Here is a 23,535-nt window from a genome sequence, read left to right as displayed (position 1 = left end):
TGGGGAACCATCCCGCAATCCCTTGAAACGGATGACTTTACGCGCCACCTTGCGCGACCCTGACGGCTTTGGTCATATCGGCTGGATGATCCGGCTTTCCGGGGTCTTCGGTGCCATGGCGCGCGTCCCGCCGCCCGGCTTTTCGAACGTTGTGTTTACACTGGGTTTCCTTGGGGATCGGGCGAGTGGTGCAATGAAAGTTACGGTCGAACGCGCGCAACTCCTGAAGTCGCTGGGCCACGTCCACCGCGTGGTCGAGCGCCGCAACACGATTCCGATCCTCGGCAACGTGCTGGTCCGGGCCGAAAACGCGAAATTGTCGCTGAAGGCGACCGACCTCGACCTCGAGGTGACGGAAACGCTCGCGGCGGAAACCGCGACCGCGGGCTCCACCACCGTGCCGGCGCACATGTTCTACGACATCGTGCGCAAGCTGCCGGATGGTTCGCAGATCGTGCTCGAAGCCGACGGCGACCGCGCCGTGCTGGCGATCCGCGCCGGCCGCTCCCGCTTCACGCTGCAGACCCTGCCGGAGAATGATTTTCCGGATCTCGCCGCCGGCGAGATGTCGCATTCGTTCAACCTCGCCGCCAAGGACGTCAAGCGGCTGATCGACCGCACCCAGTTCGCGATCTCCACGGAGGAGACCCGATACTATCTCAACGGCATCTATCTGCATGCCGCGGGCACGGCCAAAGCCGCCACCTTGCGCGGCGTCGCAACCGACGGCCACCGCCTCGCCCAGCTCGACCTGGTCCAGCCCAAGGGCGCCGACGGCATGCCCGGCGTGATCGTGCCGCGCAAGACGGTCGGCGAGGTGCAGCGCCTGATCGAGGACAACGAGGCCGAGGTCACGATCGAGCTGTCGCAGGCCAAGATCCGCTTCACCATCGGCAATGTGGTTCTGACCTCGAAGCTGATCGACGGCACCTTCCCCGATTATGGCCGCGTGATCCCGCAGGGCAACGACAAGGAACTCGTCGTCGACAAGAAGGATTTTGAGAACGCGGTCGACCGCGTCTCGACGATTTCCAGCGAGCGCGGGCGAGCCGTGAAACTCTCGCTGTCGCCGGGCAAGCTGGTGCTGTCGGTGACCAATCCGGATTCCGGCAGCGCGACCGAAGAGCTCGAAGTCGAATACGCTTCCGATGCCCTCGATATCGGCTTCAACTCCCGCTATCTGCTCGACATCGCCGCCCAGATCGAAGGCGACGTCGCAACGCTCCGGCTCGCCGACCCCGGCTCGCCGACCCTGGTGCAAGACCGCGACGACAAGAGCGCGCTCTACGTGCTGATGCCGATGCGGGTGTGAGGGCTACCGGCGCCCCGTCGCATCGACTACATCCGTCATGGCCGGGCTTGTCCCGGCCATCCACGTCTTTGGAGGACCAAAACGTGGATGCCCGGCAATGACAAAGACAACATGACCCCCTCCCGCATTCATCGCCTGACGCTGACGCATTTTCGCAATTACCGGGCGGCGGGGCTCGAGGCGACGGCTGACATGGTGGCGCTGGTCGGGCCGAACGGAGCGGGCAAGACCAATTGCATCGAGGCGATCTCGTTCCTGTCACCGGGACGCGGCTTGCGGCGCGCGACGCTGGACGACGTCGCCGACAACCAGGGCGACGGCTCCTGGGCGGTGTCGGCACAGGTCGAGGGCGCGCTGGGCCTTGCCACGCTCGGCACCGGCATCGATCCGCCGCGCGCCGATAGCCCGGTCAGCCGTCGCTGCCGCATCGACCGCGAACCGGTCAATTCGGCGGCGTCGTTCGGCGACCACATCCGCATGGTGTGGCTGACGCCTGCGATGGACGGGCTGTTCATGGGAGCGGGCTCCGAACGCCGGCGCTTCTTCGACCGCCTGGTGCTTGCCATCGACAGCGACCATTCCAGCCGCATCTCCGCGCTCGAGCGTTCCCTGCGCTCGCGCAACCGCCTGCTCGAGACGCGCAATTACGACGACCATTGGTGTGACGCGATCGAGCGCGAGACCGCGGAGCTTGCGGTCGCGGTCGCCGCAACCCGCGGCCAGACCGCGGCGCGGCTGACCGGCATGTTGAATGCACGCGCGCAGGCCTCCGCCTTTCCATCGGCGCAGATCGCGCTCGACGGCTGGATGGAGAACGCGCTCCTCAACGAGACCGCGACGTCGGTCGAGGACCGCTACCGCCAGATCCTGCGCGACAACCGTCCGCGTGACGCCATCGCCGGCCGCACCACGGATGGTCCGCATCTCACCGATCTCCAGGTGATCTACGCGCCGAAAAGCATGCCGGCGCGCGATGCCTCGACCGGCGAGCAGAAGGCGTTGCTGATCGGGCTGGTGCTGGCGCATGCGAGCCTGGTCGCCGAGATGACCGGCATCGTGCCGCTGCTGCTGCTCGACGAGGTCGTAGCCCATCTCGATCCTAGCAGGCGCGCGGCGCTGTTCGACGAGCTGCGCAAGCTCGGCGCGCAGGTGTGGCTGACCGGCGCAGACCCCGCCGCCTTCGCCGAGATCGGCACCGGGGGCGAAATCTTTGACGTCGAAAGCGGACAGGTATCGGCCCGGCGGTAGTCGCCGCCGTTGAACCAGCCCCGTTCCCGCCGCGACTAGTTGCCGGAGGCCGCGCCGACGGCGTCGCAGCCGTTTTGCCATCGCGCAATGACACCACGCGCGATACCCCTGGAGAGTGAGATGACGACGGCAAGGTCCGGGGCGGAAGCCCCGGCACGATGGCGGGCGTTTGCGTGCGGCCTCGTCCTGCTCGCGATCTGCATGCTCGCGGCAAGCGCCGGCGCCTGGGTGCCGCATCTGTCGTCGCTGTTTTCGGCCGACCTCACCCCGGATCCCGATGCCAGGCTGCCCGCACCGACCCGCTACAGCTTTAGAGGAATCCACACCACCCTGATGCGGGGCGTTGAAGCGCCGCTCCGCGTCAAGCTCGAAGCCACCGTGCCCGCCGAGCTCGGCGACGTTCTCGCCTTCTACCGCACGGAGCTCGGAAAGCTCGGCTGGCAGGAGCAGCACGATGGCGCCGTCGTCTCCGCCGATCACGTCCAGCTTGCGTTCGCCTCCCCGCTCGGGCCGGCCACGCTGGAGCTCGGCCGCAACGACAGCAGCACCTCGGTCCATCTCGTGCAGAAGAACGCGGATACAGCAACCAGGGCGAACGTCATGCCCGAACCGGGCCAGGCGAAGCTGGTGTTCAGCAACATCGGCGAGACGGAAGCCGTGCTCGGGATCGACGCGCGGATCATCAAGCGCCCCGCCGGCGCCAACGCCGTATCGCTGGATCTGGCGCCCGGCAAATATTCCTACGAACTGGGCGTGCCCGGCCGGCCGGCTCATACGAACATCCTCACCGTTGCGGCCGGCGACGCCTGGGAGCTCACCGTCGGGCGCGACGGCGAGGCATGGTCGCCGCTCCAGCTGTATTGAGTCGTCCGGGATCTTTGAACCTGCCCGGTTCCTGCCGCGACTTCTCGTCTGAGACCACGCCGACGGTGTCGCAGCCGTTGCAATCGCGCGCGCCAAAGCGCCGCGCGGCATCCTGGAGAAGTAACGATGGCGATGATCCCGCGCGGGACGCAAGTCCCGGCACGATGGCGGCTGCTTGCATGCGGTCTCTTCCTGATGGCGAGCTGCTCGATCGCGGCTGGCGCCGACGAGGGCATCGTCGACGTCCACGCCCTGCCGCAGCTCGAAGGTGCGGTGGAAGACACCTCGCGACCCGATCCCTACCGCGTCGAATATCGCATGCCGACGCCGCAGGCCGTGACACTGCCCGCGGTCCGAAAGCTCCTGAGCGCTGACGGCTGGGTCGCCTATGTGATGCCGCTCGAGGAGAAAAGCACCCTGCTGAAGTTTAGGAAGGGACGACAGGGCCTTTCCGTTCATTTCACGCAGGCGCCCGGTCGGCCCGACCAGTCCGTGGTTTACTACACGACCGACCGGATCTACGGGAACGTGCCGTTTCCGGAAGGCGCAAGCGACATCGTGTTTGACGGGACCCGGCCCTATCTCGGCTGCGTCGCGCCGACGCCGCTCGATGCAACGTCGGATTTCTATGCCAGCCAGATGGCTGCGATCGGCTGGCAGAAGCTCACGCCGGAAACCGCCGCGCGCTGGACCACCAGCCTGGATGAGACCGCTCCCAACGGCCTGCGCGCGTTCTACGCGCATGCCGATAGCAAGGAGACCGGCTTCTATCAGCAGAAGCCCGTGATGCTGACGCTGACACGCCGCGACGACGGCCGCACCAATGTCGATATCCGGGTCGCGCCCTTCGCGCTGCCCAGCGAGCTCAAGGCCGATAGCGATATGGCCGGCCTGCCGCGGCCGAGCCCGACCAAGACGGCCAGGGGCCTCGGCGGCGCGAGCGACAACAAGCGCGAGATGTCAGCCGCCGCGATGGCCGAGCTGCCCGTCGTGCTCGCCTTCTATCATCGCGAGCTCGCCGCGCGCGGCTGGCAGGAGGACGGCGGCGCGCCGCTCGCACCCGGCGACGAGGTCGCGATCAAGATCTCTTCGGCGGAGGAAACCGGCTTGCTGCGGCTTGGCCGCAAATACGATTTCACCATGGTCAGCCTGACCGCGCAGGTGAAGGAATCCGCACTTGCCGCCCGTGCCAAGGCGAAGAAGGAAGCCGACGAGAAGTTCCTTGGAGATGCGTTAGGTGCGGCCAAGCAGCTCATCACCGCCGACGAGGCCAGACGCAAGGTGCAGGCGGCCGCGCTGTCAGATGCGCCGCTGAATGCGCTGGCCGACAGCAAGACGCCGGTGCCGCTGCCCGAAAACGCCGAAGGCGTGAAGTTCGAAGGCGGCGACGGCAGGCTCGAATTCTCTTCCGCCTCAAGCGTCAGGGCGCTCGGCACCTTCTACCGCGCATCGCTGAAGAACGCTGGCTGGAAAGAGCAGCCCTCCGTCATCAACCAGCCCAACATGGCGGTGATGGAATTCTCCAAGGCCGGCAAGTCGATCTCGATGACCGTGATGCAGATGGGCCCGAAGGTGAATGTCAGCGCCAACGGCACCGGCCTGATCGTGGCTGCGGCGAAGCCGGTTGAGGCCAAATCGGCAGACGCAAAGCCGATCCCGGCCAACTCGACCGAGCCGCTCAAGCCCGATCCCGATTCCGCCCTGCCGGTGCCGACGCAGCACAGCTCGACCGGAATCAGCTCCACGAAATTCCCGGGCAGCGACCAGTCGTTCCGGACCGAGCTGGAAGCCAGCATCCCCGCCCCGCTCGGCGATGTCCTCGCGTTCTATCGCACGGAGCTGACCAAGCGGGGCTGGCAGGAGAAGGCCGACGGCGCGACAGTGACGGCCGAGCGGGCGGAGCTCGCGTTCACCTCGCCGGAGGGACCGGCCGTGCTGAAGCTCGGCCGCGCCAGGGACGAGACAATTGTCAACCTGATGCAGCGGAATCCGCAGGCCGCGGCCAAGGCCGACATCATGCCGAAGGCCGGACAGGCGAGGCTGATGCTCGGCAATATGGGGCCGAAGGAAGCATCGCTGACGATCAACAATCAAACCGTGAAGATCGCAGCCGGCGCGGGCGGTCCGCAATCGCCGAAAGGCCCGATGCTCGATCTACCGCCCGGCAAGTACCAGTACGCGCTGCGTCTGCCGGGCCGCCCTGCTCGCAGCGAGACCCTCACCGTAGCCGCCGGCGATGCCTGGGGCCTCCTGGTGGGACCAAACGGAGACGTGCTGCCGCTTCAAATGTATTGAGCTGCAAAGGCCGTTCCGGGGCGTTCCAGGCGCCTCGGAACGCCCCTCGTCCCCGCAAAATCCACGCCTTCCGAGGCCCGGAACGGCCGCTCGAATCGCGCTTTTTTCAAGCCACCGAATCGGCCGTCGAAAGCCTTGAAAACCTGCTAAAAAATTCTATCTAATCAAAGACTTGCCGGGAGATACTTTGCGCTAGGCGCAATCCGTCTTTCATGGCACAAATAGCCTGCATATCAGCGCCTTTTGCGCCGCTGATTCGGGCGACATCTCGAAGGCCTCTCATGACAGAACCTGCTCGGCAGACGCCTGCCGAAAACGAGCCCTCAAATCCGAGCGATTACGGGGCGGAATCGATCCGCGTGCTCAAGGGTCTCGATGCCGTCCGCAAGCGTCCGGGCATGTATATCGGCGATACCGATGACGGCTCGGGCCTGCATCACATGGTGTACGAGGTCGTCGACAACGCGATCGACGAAGCGCTCGCGGGCCATGCTACGCGCGTGGACGTCGTGCTCAATGCCGACAATTCCGTCACCGTGCGCGACGACGGCCGCGGCATTCCCGTCGACATCCACAAGGGCGAAGGCATCTCGGCGGCCGAGGTCATCATGACCCAGCTCCATGCCGGCGGTAAGTTCGACCAGAATTCCTACAAGGTTTCCGGCGGCCTGCACGGCGTCGGCGTCTCCGTCGTCAACGCGCTGTCGAGCAAGCTCGGCTTGCGCATCTGGCGCGACAACAAGGAACACTACATCGAATTTGCCCATGGCGATGCCGTCGCACCGTTGGTGGTCGTTGGCGATGCGCCCGGCAGGCGCGGCACCGAGGTGACGTTCCAGGCCTCGACGGAAACCTTCAAGAACATCGAGTATGACTTCGCCACGCTGGAGCACCGGCTGCGCGAGCTCGCCTTCCTCAACTCCGGCGTCAACATCGCCCTCTCCGACATGCGTCACGCGGTCGAGAAGCGCGAGGAGATGCACTATTCCGGTGGCGTCGAGGAATTCGTCAAATATCTCGACCGCAACAAGAAGGCGATCGTGCCGGCGCCGATCATGGTGCGCGCGGAATCCAACGGCATCGGCGTCGAGGCCGCGTTGTGGTGGAACGACAGCTACCACGAGAACGTGCTGTGCTTCACCAACAACATCCCGCAGCGCGACGGCGGCACTCATCTGGCCGGCTTCCGCGGCGCGCTGACGCGCCAGGTCAACGGCTATGCCGAGGCCAACGCGAAAAAGGAAAAGATCGCGCTCACCGGCGACGACTGCCGCGAAGGCCTCACCGCCGTGCTGTCGGTGAAGGTGCCGGACCCAAAATTCTCGTCGCAGACCAAGGACAAGCTGGTGTCCTCGGAAGTGCGCCCCGTGGTCGAGAACGTGCTCAACGAGGCGCTCCAGGCCTGGTTCGAGGAGCACCCCTCCGAAGCCAAGATGATCGTCGGCAAGGTGATCCAGGCGGCAGCTGCCCGCGAAGCCGCGCGAAAGGCGCGCGAGCTGACGCGCAAGAGCCCGCTCTCGGTCTCTTCGCTGCCCGGCAAGCTCGCCGACTGCCAGGAGAAGGACCCGGCCAAGTCCGAGCTCTTCATCGTCGAGGGTGACTCGGCAGGCGGCAGCGCCAAGCAGGGCCGCAACCGCGAATTCCAGGCGGTGCTGCCGCTGCGCGGCAAGATCCTCAATGTCGAACGCGTGCGTCCCGACAAGATGCTGCACAGCGAGCAGATCGGCACGCTGATCACCGCGCTCGGCACCGGCATCAGCGACGAGTTCTCGATCGAGAAGCTGCGCTATCACAAGATCATCGTGATGACGGACGCCGACGTCGACGGCGCCCACATCCGCACACTGCTGCTCACTTTCTTCTACCGGCAGATGCGCGAGATCATCGACGGCGGTTATCTCTATATCGCCCAGCCGCCGCTCTATAAGGTCAACCGCGGCAAGTCCGAGCAATATTTGAAGGACGAGCGGGCACTGGAAGATTATCTGATCGATACCGGGCTCGACGATTGCGTCTATATTTCCGGCACCGGCGGCGATCGCAGCGGCCGCGACCTGCGCTCGCTGGTCGACGACGCCCGCGCCGTCCGCGGCGTCCTGCGCAGCCTGCACACCCGCTACAATCGCAAGGTGATCGAGCAGGCCGCCATCACCGGCGTGCTCAACAAGGCGATCTACGGCGATCCGGAGAAAGCCGCCGCGGCCGCGCAATACATCGCCGCCCGTCTCGACACGCTCGCCGACGAGGTCGAGCGCGGCTGGATCGGCCAATACGTGGAAGGCCAGGGTTTCCAGTTCGAGCGCACGGTGCGCGGCGTCAAGGAAGCCGCCGTCATCGACGACGCTTTCCTGGGATCAGTCGAAGCCCGCAAGCTCGACGAGTACACGGCGAAGCTCCAGGACGATTATGCCCGTCCCGGCAAGCTGCGGCGCAAGGACGTCGAGCACATGGTCTACGGCCCGGTCGATCTGTTCGAAGCCGTCACCGACGCCGGCCGCAAGGGCGTCACGCTGCAGCGCTACAAAGGTCTCGGCGAGATGAACCCGGAGCAGCTCTGGGAGACGACGCTCAACGTCGACGCTCGCTCGCTGCTCCAGGTGAAGGTCAAGGAGGTCGACGAGGCCGACGACATCTTCACCAAGCTGATGGGCGACGTCGTCGAGCCGCGCCGCGACTTCATCCAGGAACATTCGCTGAGCGCGACGATCGATATCTGAGGTCGTTTGTCTTTGGACGGTCGTCATGCCGGGCTTGTCCCGCCTGCGCGGCCGAAGCCGCTTCGGCGAGGCGAAGGCGGGACAGGCCCGGCCATGACGTTGTGGAAACACATGCGCTGAACCTCGTCAGCCGCCATCGCGACGAAGTGGCATGAACGCAGGCCTGTTCCGGCCGGGAAGCGCCACGCCATGACCAGCTCGATAGCAACCAGTTCCGCCGTACCATCCCGCCGTCTCGGCATCATCGGCAGCATTGTCGGCGTGCTGGCGCTGATGGCGGCGGTGTTGCCGCATTGGATCGTGCCGATCGTGTTTCCGCCGCCACCGGCAGACCAGGTCATCGTCGACACCGGACACCGCATCAAGGACCGCGTGATCGCGCGGGTGAAGGGCGTGGAGTATCAGGCTCCCAGGATCGAAAAATCGGCCGGAAGGAGCTGGAGCGAAGCGGCATCCGCCACCGCGATCTCGCTCGGTCTGCTTGCGATCCTGCTCTCGGTGCTTTCGCTGATCTTCCGGGAGGAGCGGCTTCTGGCCGGCGTGGCCGCCATCCTCGGCACCGGCGCCATTGCCGTCGAAATCTCCTTCGTCATGATCGGTGCGCTGATCCTGATCGCGATCCTCTATGTGGTGGGGAATATCATCGGCCTGTTTTGAGTATGGGTTATCGGGCAGGCACGACTGCAGGAAGAATTGATACTTCTCTCATTTCTTTGTATTTTCCGGTACAAGGCAGACCCGCCCAACCGAATCCAAAGAAGCGAGAACCCCGTGGCGCCCATCCAGTACATCGTCGAGGGCGGTCACCGGCTCTCGGGCTCGATCGAGCCGTCCGGCAACAAGAATTCGGCGCTGCCGATCATCGCCGCCGCCCTGCTCACCGAGCATCCGGTGACGCTGGAAAACGTGCCGCGGATCCGCGACACCGAGACGCTGGTTGAACTGATCCGCTCGGTCGGCGCGGCGGCGGAATGGACCGGGCGCAATACGCTTCACATCCACGCCAAGAGCATCCGCGCCGCCGATCTCGCCCCTGAGCTATGCGTGCGCATCCGCGCCTCGATCCTGCTCGCCGGCCCCCTGCTCGCCCGCTGCGGCGAGGTGATGCTGCCGCCGCCGGGCGGCGACGTCATCGGCCGCCGAAGGCTCGATACGCATGTGCTCGCGCTCGAGCAGTTGGGAGCCAAGGTCACCGCGACCGACCGGCTCGAATTCCGGGCTTCGAAACTGACCGGCGCCGACGTGTTCCTGGACGAGCCCAGCGTGACCGCGACCGAGAACGCGCTGGTCGCAGCCGTGGCCGCCGAAGGCACCACGTTCCTGCGTAACGCGGCGTCCGAGCCGCATGTGCAGGACCTCGCCAATTTCCTGGTCGCGCTCGGCGCCAGGATCGAGGGTATCGGCACCAACACCATGATCGTGCACGGTCCGGCGACGCTGGGCGGCGCGACCTACCGGATCCAGCCCGACCATATCGAAGTCGGCTCGCTGATCGGGCTTGCGGCCGTGACGCGCTCACCGCTTCGCATCGTGCGCGCCGGCGTCGAGCATCTGCGCTCGATCCGCATGGGCTTCGAGCGGCTCGGCATCGTCTGCCGCATCGAGGGCGACGATCTCATCGTGCCCTCGAACCAGACGATGAAGATCCAGGATGATTTTGGCGGCCACGTGCCGAAGCTGGAAGACCAGCCCTGGCCCGCCTTCCCGGCCGATCTGATGTCGATCGCGATCGTCACCGCCACGCAATGCGAGGGCGTGATCCTGATGTTCGAAAAAATGTTCGAATCGCGGATGTTCTTCGTCGACAAGCTGATCGCGATGGGCGCGCGCATCGTGCTGTGCGACCCGCATCGCGCCATCATCGCAGGGCCCAGCCGGCTGCACGGCGCGACGATGACCTCACCCGACATCCGCGCCGGAATGGCCATGCTGCTCGCGGCCGTCTGCGCCGAGGGCACCTCCACGATCAACAACGCCGACCAGATCGAACGCGGCTACGAGCGCATCGACGAACGGCTGAACGCACTCGGTGCGAAGATCAGGCGCTTGCCCGAACGGAAGGGCTGAGGCGCTTCGCCTTCCAATCCGAAAATGGTCTCGTGCCCCGGACGCAGCGCAGCACGTCAGTGATGCGCTGCTGAGCCGGGGCCCATGCGGCCGGGAGCCGTGCCCGCAACTTCTGGGTCCCGGCTCGCGCTTCGCGCGTCCGGGACACGAGGGCCATGTTTTCGTCGCTCGGCGATGCTATTGAGTAGCCATGCTCGACACCGTTCAGCCTCGTTCGCAGCCGCGCGCCGGCGTGCCGCCAAATGCTCTCGCCGACGAGTTCGTCGAGACGCTGCGGCTGGCCGTGCCGATGATGCTGACGCAGCTCGGGCAGATCGCGATGATCACGACCGATCTCGCGCTGATCGGGCGGCTCGGCGAGAGCGCGGTCGCCGCGGCGGCACTGGCGCATACGGTCTATTTCGTCAGCTTCACTTTCGGGCTCGGATTGATGGCGGCGGTGTCGCCCCTGGTCGCGCAGGCGTTCGGCGCCGGCGACGTCAGGCGCATCCGCCGTTCCTTGCGCGTCGGCCTGTGGGTTGCGTTGCTGATCTCGCTGCCGATGATGGCCTCGCCGCTCTATGGCGAGCACATCCTGATCGCTCTCGGTCAGGCGCCGCACTCGGCGGCGCTCGCCCAGCGCTATCTGAACGGGCTGGCCTGGGGCATCGCGCCGGCGCTCGGCTTCGTCGCGCTGCGCAGCATGATGAGTGCGGTGAACCGGCCGCAGGCCCCGCTGTGGATCACGCTCGCGGCGATCCCGGTCAATGCCGCGCTGGTCTACGTCCTGATCCACGGCCTGTTCGGCCTGCCGGAGCTCGGCCTGTTCGGCGCGGGGCTTGCGACCACGCTGGTCAATCTCGGCACTTTCGTCGCTACGCTCGCGATCGCGGGGCTGCGCAAGCCGTTCGCGGACTATCGTCCGCTCGCTCATCTCTGGCGGATCGACTGGCCCCTGATGCGCGAGCTCATCGCGATCGGCGCCCCGATCTCGTTCTCGCTGCTGCTGGAATATGGCCTGTTCTCTTCGGCGGCGCTGCTGATGGGGTTGATCTCGACCACGGCGCTCGCGGCGCATCAGATCGCGCTCCAGGTCACCGCCGTGCTGTTCATGGTCCCGCTCGGCATCGGCATGGCGGCCACCGTGCGAGTCGGTCACGCCTTCGGCCGCGGCGAGCCGCTTGCGGTGAAGCGCGCAGGTCTCGTCGCCGCGGTGATCGGAATCGCGTTCGTCTCGGCCCTGACCGTCGCGATCATCCTCGGCCGCTATGAGCTGGGACGGCTGTTCCTCGGTAGCGGCGAGGCGAGCATGGCGACCGTCGAGCTGACCGCAACGCTGCTGCTGGTCGGTGCAACCTTCTTCATCGCCGATGCGATCCAGACCATCATGGGCGGCGCGCTGCGCGGCATCAATGACACCCGGATGACGCTGGCATTCGCCGCGATCGGCTATTGGTGCGTGGGCTTTCCCATCGCCTGGTGGCTTGCCTTCCACGCCGATTTCGGTGCCGTCGGTGTCTGGATTGGACTGTCGATCGGATCGTTCGTCTATGCCGGACTTCTGATCTTGCGCTTCCGGATGTTGGCGCGCAGATTGGCGGAATGATCGGGACCGTCCGCGAAGTCACCCCTGAGGTCGACGCCGATGCCGTGCTGGCAGGTGCGCAATTCATCGACGCGTTTCGCGTCGAGATCGGCGCAACGACCGTGAATGCCCGCGAAGCCTGCACCCGTATGGTGCTGCACGGGCCGCGCTGGATCGATGCGCTGACACGTCTGCGCAACATCCTGGTGTCGCCGTTCGGGCTCAAGACATCGGGCGAAGGCGCGCCGGCGCCGCACGGTCTGATCGGCCTGTTTCCCGTGATCAGCGAGACCCCCGAGCAGCTGGTCGCCGGCTTCAATGATAGTCATCTCGACTTCCGCATCGTGGTCGATGTGGCCGGGGACGCACCGAGCCGTCGGGTCACCTCGACCACGCTGGTGCGGACGCATAATCTGCTGGGGCGGACCTACCTCGCCCTCATCATGCCCTTCCACAAGCTCGTGGTCCGCAGCATGATGGGATGCATCGCGGAGCCGACGCGATGACGCTCTCCGTCGATCTCTTCTTCTCGTTCCGTAGCCCCTATAGCTATCTGGCGCTGCCGAAGACGCTCAAGCTCGTCGAAGAGTACGATCTCGCGGTGAACCTGCGGCCGGTCTACCCGATCGCGGTCCGCGTGCCCGGCTTCTTCAAGAAGGCCAGCCCGCAATTCGCACGCTACATCGTGCTGGATAGCCGCCGCGTCGCCGAACACGAGGGCATTCCGTTCCGCTTCCCACGGCCTGATCCGATCGTGCAGGACATGGCGACGCTCGAGGTCGCGGCCGAGCAGCCCTACATCCATCGCCTGACCCGGCTTGGTGCCATGGCGCAACTCGAGGGACGCTCGCTCGCATTCACCGACGCGATCGCGCGCGTGTTGTGGGACGGCTCGGTCGCGGGCTGGAACGAAGGCGATCACCTCGCGCGTGCCGCCGAGAAAGCGGGCTTCGATCTCGCGGCGATGGATGCGGAGATCACCGCTGACGCCGATCGCTACGAGAAGGTGATCACGGAGAACGAGAAGGACCATGCGGCGTCAGGCCATTGGGGCGTGCCGACCTTCGTGTTCGAGAACGAGCCGTTCTTCGGCCAGGACCGTATCGACCTGCTGGTCTGGCGCATGCAGGGCAAGGGCCTGGCGCGGCGCTAGCTCACTCCGCCACGCGCGCGGACTTGTCGGCCGCCGCCTCGGACCATTCGCCAACGACGCGATCGAGATCGCAGAGGTTCTGGTGCATCTGCTCCAGCGAGAAGCCGATGGCGAAGAAGCGCTCAGCGGTGTCGCCGGAATGACCGCGGATCAGGCTGTCCTGGCGAACGGCGGCAACCGCTTCGGCGTAATGCTGGAGCGCGACGTGCACGGGATGGATCGGCGGCGCGCCGGCACCAGCCCGCAACGCTTCGGCCGCCGACCGCAGGAAGCGCACGATCGCCGCACTGACCTCCGCCAGCGGCGCGGCGAGCCGCATCTGCACCTCGACCGGCAACGGGACGACGGTGGCGCGGCCGATCATCACGACGTCGTGGCGCAGCCGCAGGATCGTTCGCAGCAAGGGACCGGTGTCGGGCCCGCTCGACAGGCGCGCGGCCCGCTCGCGCTCGGCTTCGGCGCCGATCGCATTCATGCCCACCATCGCGGTGCCGATGCCGTCCTGGATCCGGTGCAGTGCGTCGTTGTCGCGGCCGCGGGTCAGGCCTGCCAGCAGTTCGGTGAAGGCGTCCGCGATCAGCTCGAGCAGCTTTGCCGCGCTGGCGCGAATTTGCCGTACCGCGCGCGAGGGCAGCACCAGGAAGGAGACCAGCAATCCCGTGATCGCCCCGACCCCGACCTCGCTGACGCGGTCGATCGCCGAGGTCATGGGATCGGAGTGATGCATAGTCGGAACCAGCAGTACGATCACCGCCGTGACCGTGGCGGCGCTGAGGCTCGGATTGATCGCGGCGATGAAGGCGAGCGGGGCGACCGACAGAACCAACAGGCCGAGGAGACCCACCTCGCTGGAGTACGGGATCAGGATCGCGATGGCGCCGCCATAAATGGCGCCGCCGATGGTGCCGAGCATGTAGTCGCGCGTCGCTTTCAGCGAGCGCCCGACGCTCATTTGGGTCACGATCAGCGAGGTCAGGACCGCCCAGAGCGGCAAGAGCAGATGCAGCGCGGTGGCGATCGCATAGGCCGCGGTCGCGGCCACCGTGACCCGGATCGCCAGGCCCAGTTGCGTCCGCCGCGACCGGATCCGGTCGAACAGCTCTTTTGCGAGTGCCATCGTTGGAAGTCCCGGTCCGATCCGCTTGTGCAAGCCAAAGCATAGCTGATGCCCGCGGCCCCGAGGCCGCTTGAAAGGCCAAATCAGCCCGCTTACCTTGCGCGCCAAAACGAGGAAACACGATGGCCCACGAAACCGCAACGCTCGCCGCCTATGTCTTCAATCTGAAATACGGGGATATTCCGGCGGAGGTGCTGGATCGCGCAAAGGTGCTGACGCTGGACTTCCTCGGCAGCGCGATCCGGGCCCGCAGCGAAGCGGAATCGACCCCCTCGATCCTGAAGATGCTGGAGGCGCTCGCGCTCGACACCAGGGGCGAATCCACCGTGTTCGGCGACAGCAAGACCTGGACGCCGGCGGTCGCGGCGCTGCTCAACGGTGCACTCGGCCATTCCCTCGACTTCGACGACACGCATGCGGACTCCTCGCTGCACCCGAGCGCGCCGGTGGTTCCGGCCGCCTTCGCCATCGGCGAGATGGTCGGCGCCTCCGGGCGCGACGTGCTGACCGCGATCGTTGCGGGCTATGAGGTCTGCTGCCGGCTCGGCAACGCGCTCGACCCGACCTCGCATTATGCGCGCGGCTTTCATCCGACCGCCACCGCCGGCACCTATGGCGCAGCGGCGGCCGCCGGCAAACTGTTCGGCCTCTCCGAGCAGCAGCTCATCGCCGCGTTCGGCGTCGCCGGCAGCCAGGCTGCGGGCTCGCTGCAATTTCTGGTCAACGGCGCCTGGAACAAGCGCTACCAGGTCGGCGCCGCCGCGATGAATGGCGTGATCGCCGCGACGCTGGCGCGCAACGATTTCGTCGGCGCGACGGAATCGGTTGAGGGCAAGCACGGCCTGCTCGCCGGCTACACCGACGATGCCCATCCGGACAAGGCGGTCGCCGAACTCGGCAAGACCTACGAGACCATGAAGATCGGTGTGAAGCCTTATCCGAGCTGCCGCTATACCCACGCCGCGATCGACGCGCTGATCGCGATGCGGCGCGAGCACAATCTGACGCCCGATCAGGTCAAGCGCGTCGAGATCGGCCTGCATCGCAACGGCATCACCTTGACCGGCGACGCCGCAACCAAGCGGCACCCGACCTCGATCGTCGGCGGCCAGTTCTCGATGTTCTTCACCGGCGCGCTCGCGCTCGACCAGGGCTCGTTCGGCTGGGACGACTACAACCGTCTTGGCGACGCCGCCATCGACGCGCTCGCCGACAAGTTCGACGTGGTGCAGGACGACCGGTTGGAAGTCGGCCGCACCCACCCCTTTGGCGCGCGCGTGAGTATCACGACGGACGACGGCGTGCACGAGCGGCTCTATGCCGATCCCTCCGGCGAGCCGACCTCCTTCCCCGACGCGCAGGCGATGCAGCAGAAGTTTTTAACGCTGGCACGCCCGGTGCTGAATGCGCGCGCAGAGAAATTCGCGGACGCGATCATGACGCTGGAGCGGTTCGACCGCGTGGCGAAGGCGACGGAGCTCGGGAGGTAGTAGGTTCGAGTTCGCGCGACGCAGGCGGTGCACCCTCGCCCCTTGTGGGAGAGGGTGGCTCGCCGCGTAGCGGCGAGACGGGTGAGGGGTTCTCTCCGCGAGCACGCCTCTCACAATTGCATTCGCGGAGACATACCCCTCATCCGGCGCTTCGCGCCACCTTCTCCCACAAGGGGAGAAGGGAAGAAAGCGGCGCTCCTCACGATCTCCTCAATTGCCCCGCGCCACCTTCCCCTTGTCGCGCGTTGCCGCAACCACATCTCGCACCAGATCGAACACGCCATCCGCTTCCGGCGGCCAGTTCGGCGAGCGGCCCATCCGCACGATGACCAAGCGCTCCGACGGAATCACGATGGTGTATTGCCCGATCGTGCCCTTGGCGAAGAACGCATCGCGCGGCCAGCCGTGATCGACGCGGAAGGTCGCACCAAAACTGTCGCCCTGGTTGGTCCAGAAGCCGGCGCCGATACCGACCCAGGCATTGGGCGTCGCCGACGCCGAGTAATTCACCCAGCCCTCGGGCAGGATGCGCTTGCCGCCGGCGACGCCGTCGTTGAGATAGAGCTGACCGAAGCGCGCCCAGTCGCGTGCGGATGCGAGCATCTCGCTCGAACCTTTGATCGTGCCGGCGCCGTCGAGCTGGAGCGTGACATGTCGCATGCCGAGCGGCGCGAACAATTCGCGGCGCACGAAGGCAAGCGCATCCGCAGGGTTGCCGCCGGCAGCGTTGCGGATCAGATGCGCGAGCATGATGGTGTTGCCATCGTGATAATTCCACACGGTGCCCGGCGCGGTCGCAAGCGGCGTGCTCGCGGCATAGGCGGCCATGTCGTCTTCGATGAATTTCATGCGATTGACCGGCTCGAAGGCGGAGCCGAGCGAGGCCTGAAGCGAGCTGCCGAGCGCCAGGCCCGCGGTGTGGCGCAGCAGTTGATCGACAGTGATGGCGTGACGCGGATCGTCCGGATTCTTCCAGGCGGCGACCGGCGCGGGCCCGTCGAGCTTCAGTCTGCCCTGGCGTACGAGGACTCCAGTGAGAGCCGAGATCACGGACTTTGTCATGGAGAAGCCGAGCAGCGGCGTCTCCGGTCCGATGCCGTCGGCGTAGCGCTCGGCGACGATGCGGCCCGCCTTCATGACGACGATTGCGCGGGTGCGGCGGTAAGGCGGCTGCGCAGGCTCGGTGAAGGCATGATCGAGCGCGGCTGACAGCTCCGGGCTCTGTGGCGGCACGACCGCGGGGCCAGCGATCTCCGGCAGCAGCGCAGGCTGCCTGTCATCCGGAGGCAACGCGACGTCGGCGATATCGGTGCCATGCTCGAGCGTGCAGCCCAGCCCTTCGCGATAGACGGCATGGCTGCGGCTGATTCCGAACAGCGTCACCGTGACGTCCTTGCGGACGCGGTCGACCTGATAGTCCATCGCCCAGGTCAGCAGACCGACGCCCGGCATCGCATCCGTGGTCTCGACGAGGTTGCGCCGGGGGGCGAGGTTTGAGACGAAGGTCTCCGAGCAGAGCACGTCGGCGATGAAGCCGGTCGCGACCTTGGGCACGTCGCGGGCCCGCGCGGCGCCGAGGGCGAGGCCGACACAGGCGATGGTGGTGGTGAGGAGGATGATCTTGCGGCGGCGGGTCACAGGCTTTCTCCGGCTTGGGGCGTGTGCCGGGAAGGAAGCGGGATGTGCGGATGATCTGCTCGCCGGATTTGGAAAACGGCCTAGCTGAAACCGCAAGAAGCTCGCCGATTCTGAAATAACCCTGATATTTCAGTGCACTAAAGCTTAGGCAGCATTCACCTTCAGCCGCCGATATTCCGTCGGCGTCACACCGGTCACGGCCTTGAAGGCGCGGTTGAAGGGACCGAGCGACTGGAAGCCGGAATCCATCGCGATGGTGATGACGGGGACCTCGGCCTGGGCGGGATCGGCGAGCGCGGCCTTGGCCTCCTCGATCCGGTGGTTGTTCAGGAACACATTGAAGTTGCGGTAGCCGAGCCCCTGGTTGATCAGCCGGCGCAGCCGGTATTCGGGAATTTTCAGCCGGCCCGCCAGCACGCCGATGCTGATGTTCTCCTGGCGATAGATCCGCTCGTCCGCCATCAGCCGCATCAGGGCGTCGATGAGCTTTTGATCGGCGGCGTCATCGGCCGCGGGCTGACTGAAAACAATCGGCGGTGCGGGCTCCGCCGCGGCCGGAAACAGATCTGCCCCGTCAACGCGCAACATGGCATAGACGATCGCCGCGACGGTGCAGGCGAGCACGCCGGCATTGATGGTTTCGGCGACATCGCCGACGTGGCGCCCGGCGACGGCGATCTGGAGCACCGCGTTCAGCCCGCCATAGAGCGCGGTTGCGCAGACGATGAAGACGCGAGCGCTGCGTCGGCGCTCGACCAGGTCGGCCGGCCAGGAGGCGATCATCTGCCCGACCGCAAGCGCGATGAAACCGAGCACGATCAGATTGACCACCGTCACCGAGAACCGCACATGGCCGCTGGGTGCAATCCAGACGCAGCCTGCGAAGCTGAAGGCCATCACCAGCGCCCAGACCGATCCGTGCCACCAGCGGAGGTGAAACTCGTCGTCGAACAGGGAGCGCGTGAACAGCCAGAACGCCACGATGCTGCCAGTCGACAAGGCGATCAGCGGCGCATGCCAGAGCGGGATCCGCGACGTGACATCCAACGAATAGCTCGCAGCATGCGCGGCCGAGCCCAGCGCGAAGGCTGCGCCGAGCCGGGCCGCCAGTACATTGCGGAAATCGGCGAGCAATGACGCCGCCAGCACCAGCAGCAGCGCGACGCTGGCGGCGCGGAAGGCAAGCTCTGTTGCGGCAAGGGTCATCGAGTGAAGCGATCGGTCGCGGTTGACATCAGCCGAACATCGTTCGTTGCGCCTGTTTTTTCAAGGACCATCCATACCCCAACTGTCATCGCCCGGCTTGACCGGGCGATCCAGTACGCCGAGACAGCCGTTGTTTGAATCGATAGGCTGCGGCGTACTGGATGCCCCGCTTCCGCGTGGCAGGACAGCGGAATATGTGATCCGGCTTCGTGGCGACGCCAATGGGAAATTCTGCTACGATCGCGTTCAAGAAAGTCAAAAGGAGTCCACCATGAGCTGGCAACCCTCGAACGATCCCGTGCTCGGCGATCCCATGTCCTGCGATGCGCTCGATCTCGTCATCGTGCCGCGCACGCGCGATCTCGGCGACGGATTTCAAGTGCGGCGGGCGCTGCCGCACGGCAAGCGGCAGATGGTCGGGCCCTTCATCTTCTTCGACCATTTCGGGCCGGTGCAATTCGTCTCCGGCAAGGGCATGGACGTGCGGCCGCACCCGCATATCGGGCTCGCCACCGTCACCTATCTGTTCGACGGCTCGATCATGCATCGCGACAGCGAGGGCAACGTCTGCGAGATCCAGCCCGGCGCGATGAATTTGATGACGGCCGGTCGCGGCATCGCGCATTCGGAACGTACGCCGGATGCGCAGCGCGCCTCGGGCCAGCAAATGCTGGGCCTGCAAAGCTGGATCGCGCTGCCGGCCGGTTCGGAAGAGATCGCCCCGTCGTTCCAGCATTACGGCGCCGGCGACCTGCCGATGATCTCCGAGCGCGATTTCACCGCGCGGGTGATAGCAGGCTCGTCGTTCGGCATCGCCTCGCCGGTGAAAATGGTGTCGCCCTGGTTCTACACCGAGGTGACGGCCGTCGCCGGCGCAAGCGTGCCGCTCGATCCTGACCATGAGGAGCGCGCGATCTACATCGTCGACGGCGAGGTCGAGATCGCGAACGAGCGCTACGAGGCGCCGCGACTGCTGATCTTCCGTCCCGGCGACCGCATCACCGTGAAGGCATTGAAAGCCACGCGGATGATGTTTCTCGGCGGCGATGCGCTGGAGGGCCCGCGCCACGTCTGGTGGAATTTCGTCTCCTCCAGCAAGGAGCGGATCGAGCAGGCCAAGCAGGACTGGAAAACCGGCCGCTTCGCCGCTGTTCCGCAGGAACATGAGTTCATTCCGCTGCCGGAATAGGCTAATCCGGTTTCCGGTCGCGCGATCAGGTGCGGCCGGATTTCCCGTCGCAAGGCCTTGCTCCGAAAGTTCTGCCGATGACCACCATGCTCTCCAGCGACCTGCCCCTGTCCAAGATCGGCCGCGGCAAGGTGCGCGATATCTACGCCGTCGACGACGACCGCCTGCTGCTCGTCACCACCGACCGCATCAGCGCCTTCGACGTCGTGATGGGCGAGACCATCCCGATGAAGGGCGCGGTGCTGACGCAAATCAGCGCGTTCTGGTTCAACGAGCTCGAAGGCGTGGTGCCGCATCACATGATCAGCGCCGACACCGACGAGATCATCGCGGCCGTGCCGGCCTTGAAGCCGCACCGTGCCGAGATCCTCGGCCGCGCCATGCTGTGCCGCCGCACCACGGTGTTTCCGATCGAATGCGTGATCCGCGGCTATCTCTCGGGATCGGCCTGGAAGGAGTATGCAGCAAGCGGCACGCTGGCCGGCGAGAAGCTGAAAGCAGGTCTCGTCGAGAGCGAGAAGCTGGAGCCTTCGATCTTCAGCCCGGCGACCAAGGCCGAGACCGGCCACGACGAGAACATCACGATCGCGAAGATGCGCGAGGTCGTCGGTGACGAGACGGCCTACACGCTCGAGAGCATGACGCGCGCGATCTACACGCTCGGCGAGGAGCTCGCCCGCGAGCAGGGCATCATCATCGCCGACACCAAGTTCGAATTCGGCCGCGACAAGGACGGCCGCATCATCCTGATCGACGAAGTCATGACGCCGGACTCCTCGCGCTTCTGGGCCGTCGATGCCTACAAGCCCGGCCAGCCCCAGGCGAGTTTTGATAAGCAGCCGCTGCGCGACTATCTCGACGTCGAGCGCCGCGCCGGCCGCTGGAACGGCGACGCCCCGCCACCGCCTTTGCCCGCAAGCGTGGTGGACGCGACCAGCAAGCGGTATCTGGAAGCGTATCGCCGGGTGACGGGGAGCGAACTCAAGATCTAGCCCCGCTGTTTATTGTCGTCCTGGCGAAAGCCAGGACCCATACCGCGAGGTCTTTCGATCGCGGCGGTGCCAATCCCGAACGACCAATCCTCGTCAAACTGCTCCTGGGGTAATGGGTCCTGGCTTTCGCCAGGACGGCATGCGGGAGAGCATCTCGGCTTTTCTCTCAACCGTATGGTTGAGCGTTCACACGCCAACCGCTGCGGAACTGTCCGATATTTCATAGTTTCAAGAATCCTGTTGCGCTAAGCCTGTAGTCGGCTACGTCTCGGACAGCGATTTTCAGGAGCGAGCGCAATGGCGTGACCGATCCAGCAATTACTTTCAGTCCGGCTCCCCGCTTCAATCCGGCCCTCAAGCGTGCGCTGAATGATATATTGGGGGGGAGCGCCGCCAGCGTCCTGACCGTCACTTTCGGACTGTCCTACTCGCTGCTGATCTTCGCCGGACCGCTCTCGCCCTATCTGTCCTACGGAATCACGGCAACTTTCGTCAGCTCCGCGGTGCTTGCGGTCGTCATCGGGCTTGGCAGCTCCCTGCCCTTCGCGATTGCAGCCCCCGACAGCTCGACCGCCGCGGTGACGGGAATCCTGGCGGCCTCAGTGGTCGAACGCATCGAGGCGGCGAACCTGTCGACGCCGTTGCTGTCACCGATCCTGATCACGCTCGGCCTGTCGACGATGCTGACAGGATTGGTGCTGTGTGGACTGGGCCTGACGCGGCTTGGCCGCGCCATCCGCTACGTACCTTATCCGGTGGTCGGCGGCTTCCTCGGCGCAACCGGCCTTCTCATCGCCATGGGTGCGGTCCGGGTGATCACCAACCAGCCGCTGCAATTCGCGACACTGTCGCGCTTCACCAACGGCACCACGCTGCTGGAGCTCGGGGCCGCCTGCGCGATGGCGCTGGTGCTGTATTTGACCTGGCACCGCTCGCGCAGCCCGTTCGGACTGCCGATCATCCTGGTCGGCGGCGTATTCACGGCGCATCTTGCGTTCTGGATCTCCGGCGTTTCGCTCGACGACGCACGCATCATGGGCTGGACCTTTCAGCCTCCGCCGCAAGCGGACTTCATGCTGCCCTGGCATGCCGCCGATCTCGCCAGCTATCCCTGGTTTGCCATACCGGACCTGCTTGGCAATGTCGTCGCCGTCATCTTCGTCACGGCCTCCAGTACGCTGTTCAACACCACCGGCATCGAGGTTGCCACGCATCGCGAAGCCAATCTGGAGTGTGAGTTGAACGTCACCGGCGCCGCCAACATCCTGACCGGCATGCTGGGCGGCTACCCCGGCTGCAGCTCGACCAGCCGCTCGATGCTCAATTTCAGCAGCGGCGGCCGCGGGCGCCTGTCAGGCCTCACCGTCGCGGCGCTCTCGCTGCTGATGCTCGCCGTCGCGCCCGAGCTGCTCGGCTTCATTCCCAAATTCGTGCTCGGCGGCCTGCTGCTCTATCTCGGTGTCGACCAGCTGCACAAATGGATCATCGAGTCGCGCAAGCGGCTGTCGAAGCTGGAATATCTCTCGCTGATCGCCATCATCGCGATCATCGTCGCCTGGGGTTTCGTGCCGGGCATCCTGATCGGCGTGATCATCGGCTGCGCGACGTTTGCGTTCAGCGCGGCGCGGGTGGAGTCGATCAAGTACAGTTTCGACGGCTCGGAATACCGCTCCTCGCTCGACCGCTCGCGCGACGACCAGAATGTGCTGCTGGCCCATGGCGGCAAGATCCGGGGCCTCAATCTCCAGAGCTATCTGTTCTTCGGCTCCGCCAACCGGCTCTACCAGCACGTCAAGCGGCTGCTCCAGGAGCGCCCCGAATGCCGCTATCTGCTGTTTGACTTCAAGCTCGTCACCGGCGTCGATTCGTCAGCCGCCTATAGCTTTGCCCAGATCAAGCGCAGCGCTGGCGATCTCGGCGTCGAGCTGATCCTGGTGCATCTGTCGGCCGCGGCCGAGAAGGTGCTCCGCTCCAGCGACTTCGTCGGCGAGGGCGTCACCATCATCCCCGAGCTCGATCGCGCGCTGGAATGGTGCGAGAACGAGCTCATCTCGCAGCATCAGGAACTGGCGCAGGAAGAAGCCAGCCTGCGCGACTGGTTCACAACGATTCTCGACAGCGAAGACGATGCCGATAGGCTGATCCACCGCTGCCAGCGCCTCGAGGTTGAGGCCGGCGAAATCATCGTTCAGGCCGGCGACCCCGCCGATTCCATGCATTTCATCCTCGAAGGCCGCGTCGGCATCATGATCCCCGCCGAGGACGACCGCACCACGCGCGTGCGCAGCCTCGGTCGCTACACCACGATCGGCGAGATGGGCCTGGTGTCGAACACGCCGCGCAGCGCGACGATCCAGGCCGAGGTCGACAGCGTGCTCTACGTGCTCAACACGCACCAGTTCGATGCGATCAAGGACGAGGACCCCGCGCTCAGCCACAAGCTGCTGACGTACGTTGTGTCGGTCATGGCCGAGCGGCTGACGTTTGCGAATCGGACGATCGCGGTGTTGAGGCGATAGCGAACGCCGTAGAGCAACTAGCGCACCACACATTGGATGTCGTCCTGGCGAAAGCCAGGACCCATACCGCGGAATCTATCTATCGCAGGCGGGGGAAGTACCGGACTGCCAATCCTCGCCAAACGACTCCCTGGGGTAATGGGTCCTGGCTTTCGCCAGGACGA

At 65.6% G+C, this 23,535-nt stretch carries 17 protein-coding genes; 14 read left to right on the top strand and 3 right to left on the bottom strand.

Annotation, left to right across the window (positions count from 1 at the left end):
• The first annotated feature begins 193 nt into the window (after window positions 1-193).
• From dnaN to JQ591_RS06370, 10 genes are all read left to right on the top strand, one after another.
• Window positions 194-1,312: a DNA polymerase III subunit beta gene (gene dnaN / locus JQ591_RS06415; RefSeq protein WP_211395177.1), complete on the top strand. Its 1,119-nt coding sequence runs from the start codon at window positions 194-196 to the stop codon at window positions 1,310-1,312.
• A gap of 111 nt (window positions 1,313-1,423) precedes the next feature.
• The gene (gene recF, locus JQ591_RS06410; RefSeq protein WP_211395176.1) at window positions 1,424-2,560 is read left to right on the top strand and encodes a DNA replication/repair protein RecF; all 1,137 of its coding nucleotides are present in this window, start codon (window positions 1,424-1,426) and stop codon (window positions 2,558-2,560) included.
• A 120-nt stretch (window positions 2,561-2,680) separates the two neighbouring features.
• On the top strand, window positions 2,681-3,424 hold the full coding sequence (locus JQ591_RS06405; protein WP_211395175.1) for a hypothetical protein: 744 nt from the start codon (window positions 2,681-2,683) through the stop codon (window positions 3,422-3,424).
• Window positions 3,425-3,550: 126 nt separating this feature from the next.
• Complete coding sequence (locus JQ591_RS06400; RefSeq protein ID WP_211395174.1) at window positions 3,551-5,719, top strand: hypothetical protein; 2,169 nt, start codon at window positions 3,551-3,553, stop codon at window positions 5,717-5,719.
• Between the two features lie 281 nt (window positions 5,720-6,000).
• A complete protein-coding gene (gene gyrB, locus JQ591_RS06395; protein WP_211395173.1) occupies window positions 6,001-8,436 on the top strand; it encodes a DNA topoisomerase (ATP-hydrolyzing) subunit B in 2,436 nt (811 codons plus the stop codon).
• 189 nt (window positions 8,437-8,625) lie between these two features.
• A complete protein-coding gene (locus JQ591_RS06390) occupies window positions 8,626-9,093 on the top strand; it encodes a hypothetical protein (RefSeq protein WP_211395172.1) in 468 nt (155 codons plus the stop codon).
• 114 nt (window positions 9,094-9,207) lie between these two features.
• Entirely contained in the window at window positions 9,208-10,503 is a 1,296-nt protein-coding gene (murA, locus tag JQ591_RS06385; protein WP_211395171.1) for a UDP-N-acetylglucosamine 1-carboxyvinyltransferase, read from the top strand.
• 190 nt (window positions 10,504-10,693) lie between these two features.
• Entirely contained in the window at window positions 10,694-12,088 is a 1,395-nt protein-coding gene (locus JQ591_RS06380) for an MATE family efflux transporter (protein ID WP_211395170.1), read from the top strand.
• Window positions 12,085-12,573, top strand: a complete 489-nt coding sequence (locus JQ591_RS06375) for a DUF2867 domain-containing protein (RefSeq protein ID WP_211395169.1) — start codon at window positions 12,085-12,087, stop codon at window positions 12,571-12,573. The genes JQ591_RS06380 and JQ591_RS06375 overlap by 4 nt, the downstream gene beginning before the upstream one ends.
• Window positions 12,570-13,220 carry a 2-hydroxychromene-2-carboxylate isomerase gene (locus tag JQ591_RS06370; protein ID WP_211395168.1) on the top strand — a complete coding sequence of 217 codons (651 nt, stop codon included), beginning with the start codon at window positions 12,570-12,572 and terminating at the stop codon, window positions 13,218-13,220. The genes JQ591_RS06375 and JQ591_RS06370 overlap by 4 nt, the downstream gene beginning before the upstream one ends.
• Window position 13,221: 1 nt before the next feature.
• On the opposite strand, the gene JQ591_RS06365 is transcribed toward JQ591_RS06370, so the two are convergent.
• Window positions 13,222-14,337, bottom strand: coding sequence for an FUSC family protein (locus JQ591_RS06365; protein WP_211395167.1), 1,116 nt, complete (start codon window positions 14,335-14,337; stop codon window positions 13,222-13,224).
• Between the two features lie 122 nt (window positions 14,338-14,459).
• Here JQ591_RS06365 and JQ591_RS06360 point away from each other — a divergent pair, with 122 nt between their 5' ends.
• Window positions 14,460-15,827 carry an MmgE/PrpD family protein gene (locus tag JQ591_RS06360; RefSeq protein ID WP_211395166.1) on the top strand — a complete coding sequence of 456 codons (1,368 nt, stop codon included), beginning with the start codon at window positions 14,460-14,462 and terminating at the stop codon, window positions 15,825-15,827.
• A 210-nt stretch (window positions 15,828-16,037) separates the two neighbouring features.
• On the opposite strand, the gene JQ591_RS06355 is transcribed toward JQ591_RS06360, so the two are convergent.
• The gene (locus JQ591_RS06355) at window positions 16,038-17,465 is read right to left on the bottom strand and encodes a serine hydrolase domain-containing protein (RefSeq protein ID WP_211395165.1); all 1,428 of its coding nucleotides are present in this window, start codon (window positions 17,463-17,465) and stop codon (window positions 16,038-16,040) included.
• A 144-nt stretch (window positions 17,466-17,609) separates the two neighbouring features.
• Complete coding sequence (locus JQ591_RS06350) at window positions 17,610-18,671, bottom strand: helix-turn-helix domain-containing protein (protein ID WP_211395164.1); 1,062 nt, start codon at window positions 18,669-18,671, stop codon at window positions 17,610-17,612.
• Between the two features lie 271 nt (window positions 18,672-18,942).
• Between JQ591_RS06350 and JQ591_RS06345 the strand changes: the two genes are divergently transcribed.
• The 3 genes from JQ591_RS06345 to JQ591_RS06335 all read left to right on the top strand — a co-directional run bounded on the left by JQ591_RS06345 (window position 18,943) and on the right by JQ591_RS06335 (window position 23,371).
• Window positions 18,943-19,860: a pirin family protein gene (locus JQ591_RS06345; RefSeq protein ID WP_211395163.1), complete on the top strand. Its 918-nt coding sequence runs from the start codon at window positions 18,943-18,945 to the stop codon at window positions 19,858-19,860.
• Window positions 19,861-19,937: 77 nt separating this feature from the next.
• Window positions 19,938-20,852, top strand: coding sequence for a phosphoribosylaminoimidazolesuccinocarboxamide synthase (locus JQ591_RS06340; protein WP_211395162.1), 915 nt, complete (start codon window positions 19,938-19,940; stop codon window positions 20,850-20,852).
• A 302-nt stretch (window positions 20,853-21,154) separates the two neighbouring features.
• Complete coding sequence (locus tag JQ591_RS06335) at window positions 21,155-23,371, top strand: SLC26A/SulP transporter family protein (protein WP_211395161.1); 2,217 nt, start codon at window positions 21,155-21,157, stop codon at window positions 23,369-23,371.
• Window positions 23,372-23,535 lie beyond the last annotated feature (164 nt).

Origin of the sequence: Bradyrhizobium canariense, assembly GCF_018130465.1 — a bacterium.
Lineage (GTDB): Bacteria > Pseudomonadota > Alphaproteobacteria > Rhizobiales > Xanthobacteraceae > Bradyrhizobium > Bradyrhizobium canariense_C.
This window is presented reverse-complemented; position numbering and strand designations above follow the sequence as displayed.

Excerpts from the sequence above, each read along its gene's own strand:
- JQ591_RS06405 (WP_211395175.1), top strand. The coding sequence starts at position 2,681 with ATGACGACGGCAAGGTCCGGGGCGGAAGCCCCGGCACGATGGCGGGCG.
- JQ591_RS06375 (WP_211395169.1), top strand. The coding sequence starts at position 12,085 with ATGATCGGGACCGTCCGCGAAGTCACCCCTGAGGTCGACGCCGATGCC.
- dnaN (WP_211395177.1), top strand. The coding sequence starts at position 194 with ATGAAAGTTACGGTCGAACGCGCGCAACTCCTGAAGTCGCTGGGCCAC.
- JQ591_RS06400 (WP_211395174.1), top strand. The coding sequence starts at position 3,551 with ATGGCGATGATCCCGCGCGGGACGCAAGTCCCGGCACGATGGCGGCTG.
- JQ591_RS06390 (WP_211395172.1), top strand. The coding sequence starts at position 8,626 with ATGACCAGCTCGATAGCAACCAGTTCCGCCGTACCATCCCGCCGTCTC.
- JQ591_RS06380 (WP_211395170.1), top strand. The coding sequence starts at position 10,694 with ATGCTCGACACCGTTCAGCCTCGTTCGCAGCCGCGCGCCGGCGTGCCG.
- recF (WP_211395176.1), top strand. The coding sequence starts at position 1,424 with ATGACCCCCTCCCGCATTCATCGCCTGACGCTGACGCATTTTCGCAAT.
- JQ591_RS06350 (WP_211395164.1), bottom strand. The coding sequence starts at position 18,671 with ATGACCCTTGCCGCAACAGAGCTTGCCTTCCGCGCCGCCAGCGTCGCG.
- JQ591_RS06360 (WP_211395166.1), top strand. The coding sequence starts at position 14,460 with ATGGCCCACGAAACCGCAACGCTCGCCGCCTATGTCTTCAATCTGAAA.
- gyrB (WP_211395173.1), top strand. The coding sequence starts at position 6,001 with ATGACAGAACCTGCTCGGCAGACGCCTGCCGAAAACGAGCCCTCAAAT.
- JQ591_RS06365 (WP_211395167.1), bottom strand. The coding sequence starts at position 14,337 with ATGGCACTCGCAAAAGAGCTGTTCGACCGGATCCGGTCGCGGCGGACG.
- JQ591_RS06340 (WP_211395162.1), top strand. The coding sequence starts at position 19,938 with ATGACCACCATGCTCTCCAGCGACCTGCCCCTGTCCAAGATCGGCCGC.
- JQ591_RS06370 (WP_211395168.1), top strand. The coding sequence starts at position 12,570 with ATGACGCTCTCCGTCGATCTCTTCTTCTCGTTCCGTAGCCCCTATAGC.
- JQ591_RS06345 (WP_211395163.1), top strand. The coding sequence starts at position 18,943 with ATGAGCTGGCAACCCTCGAACGATCCCGTGCTCGGCGATCCCATGTCC.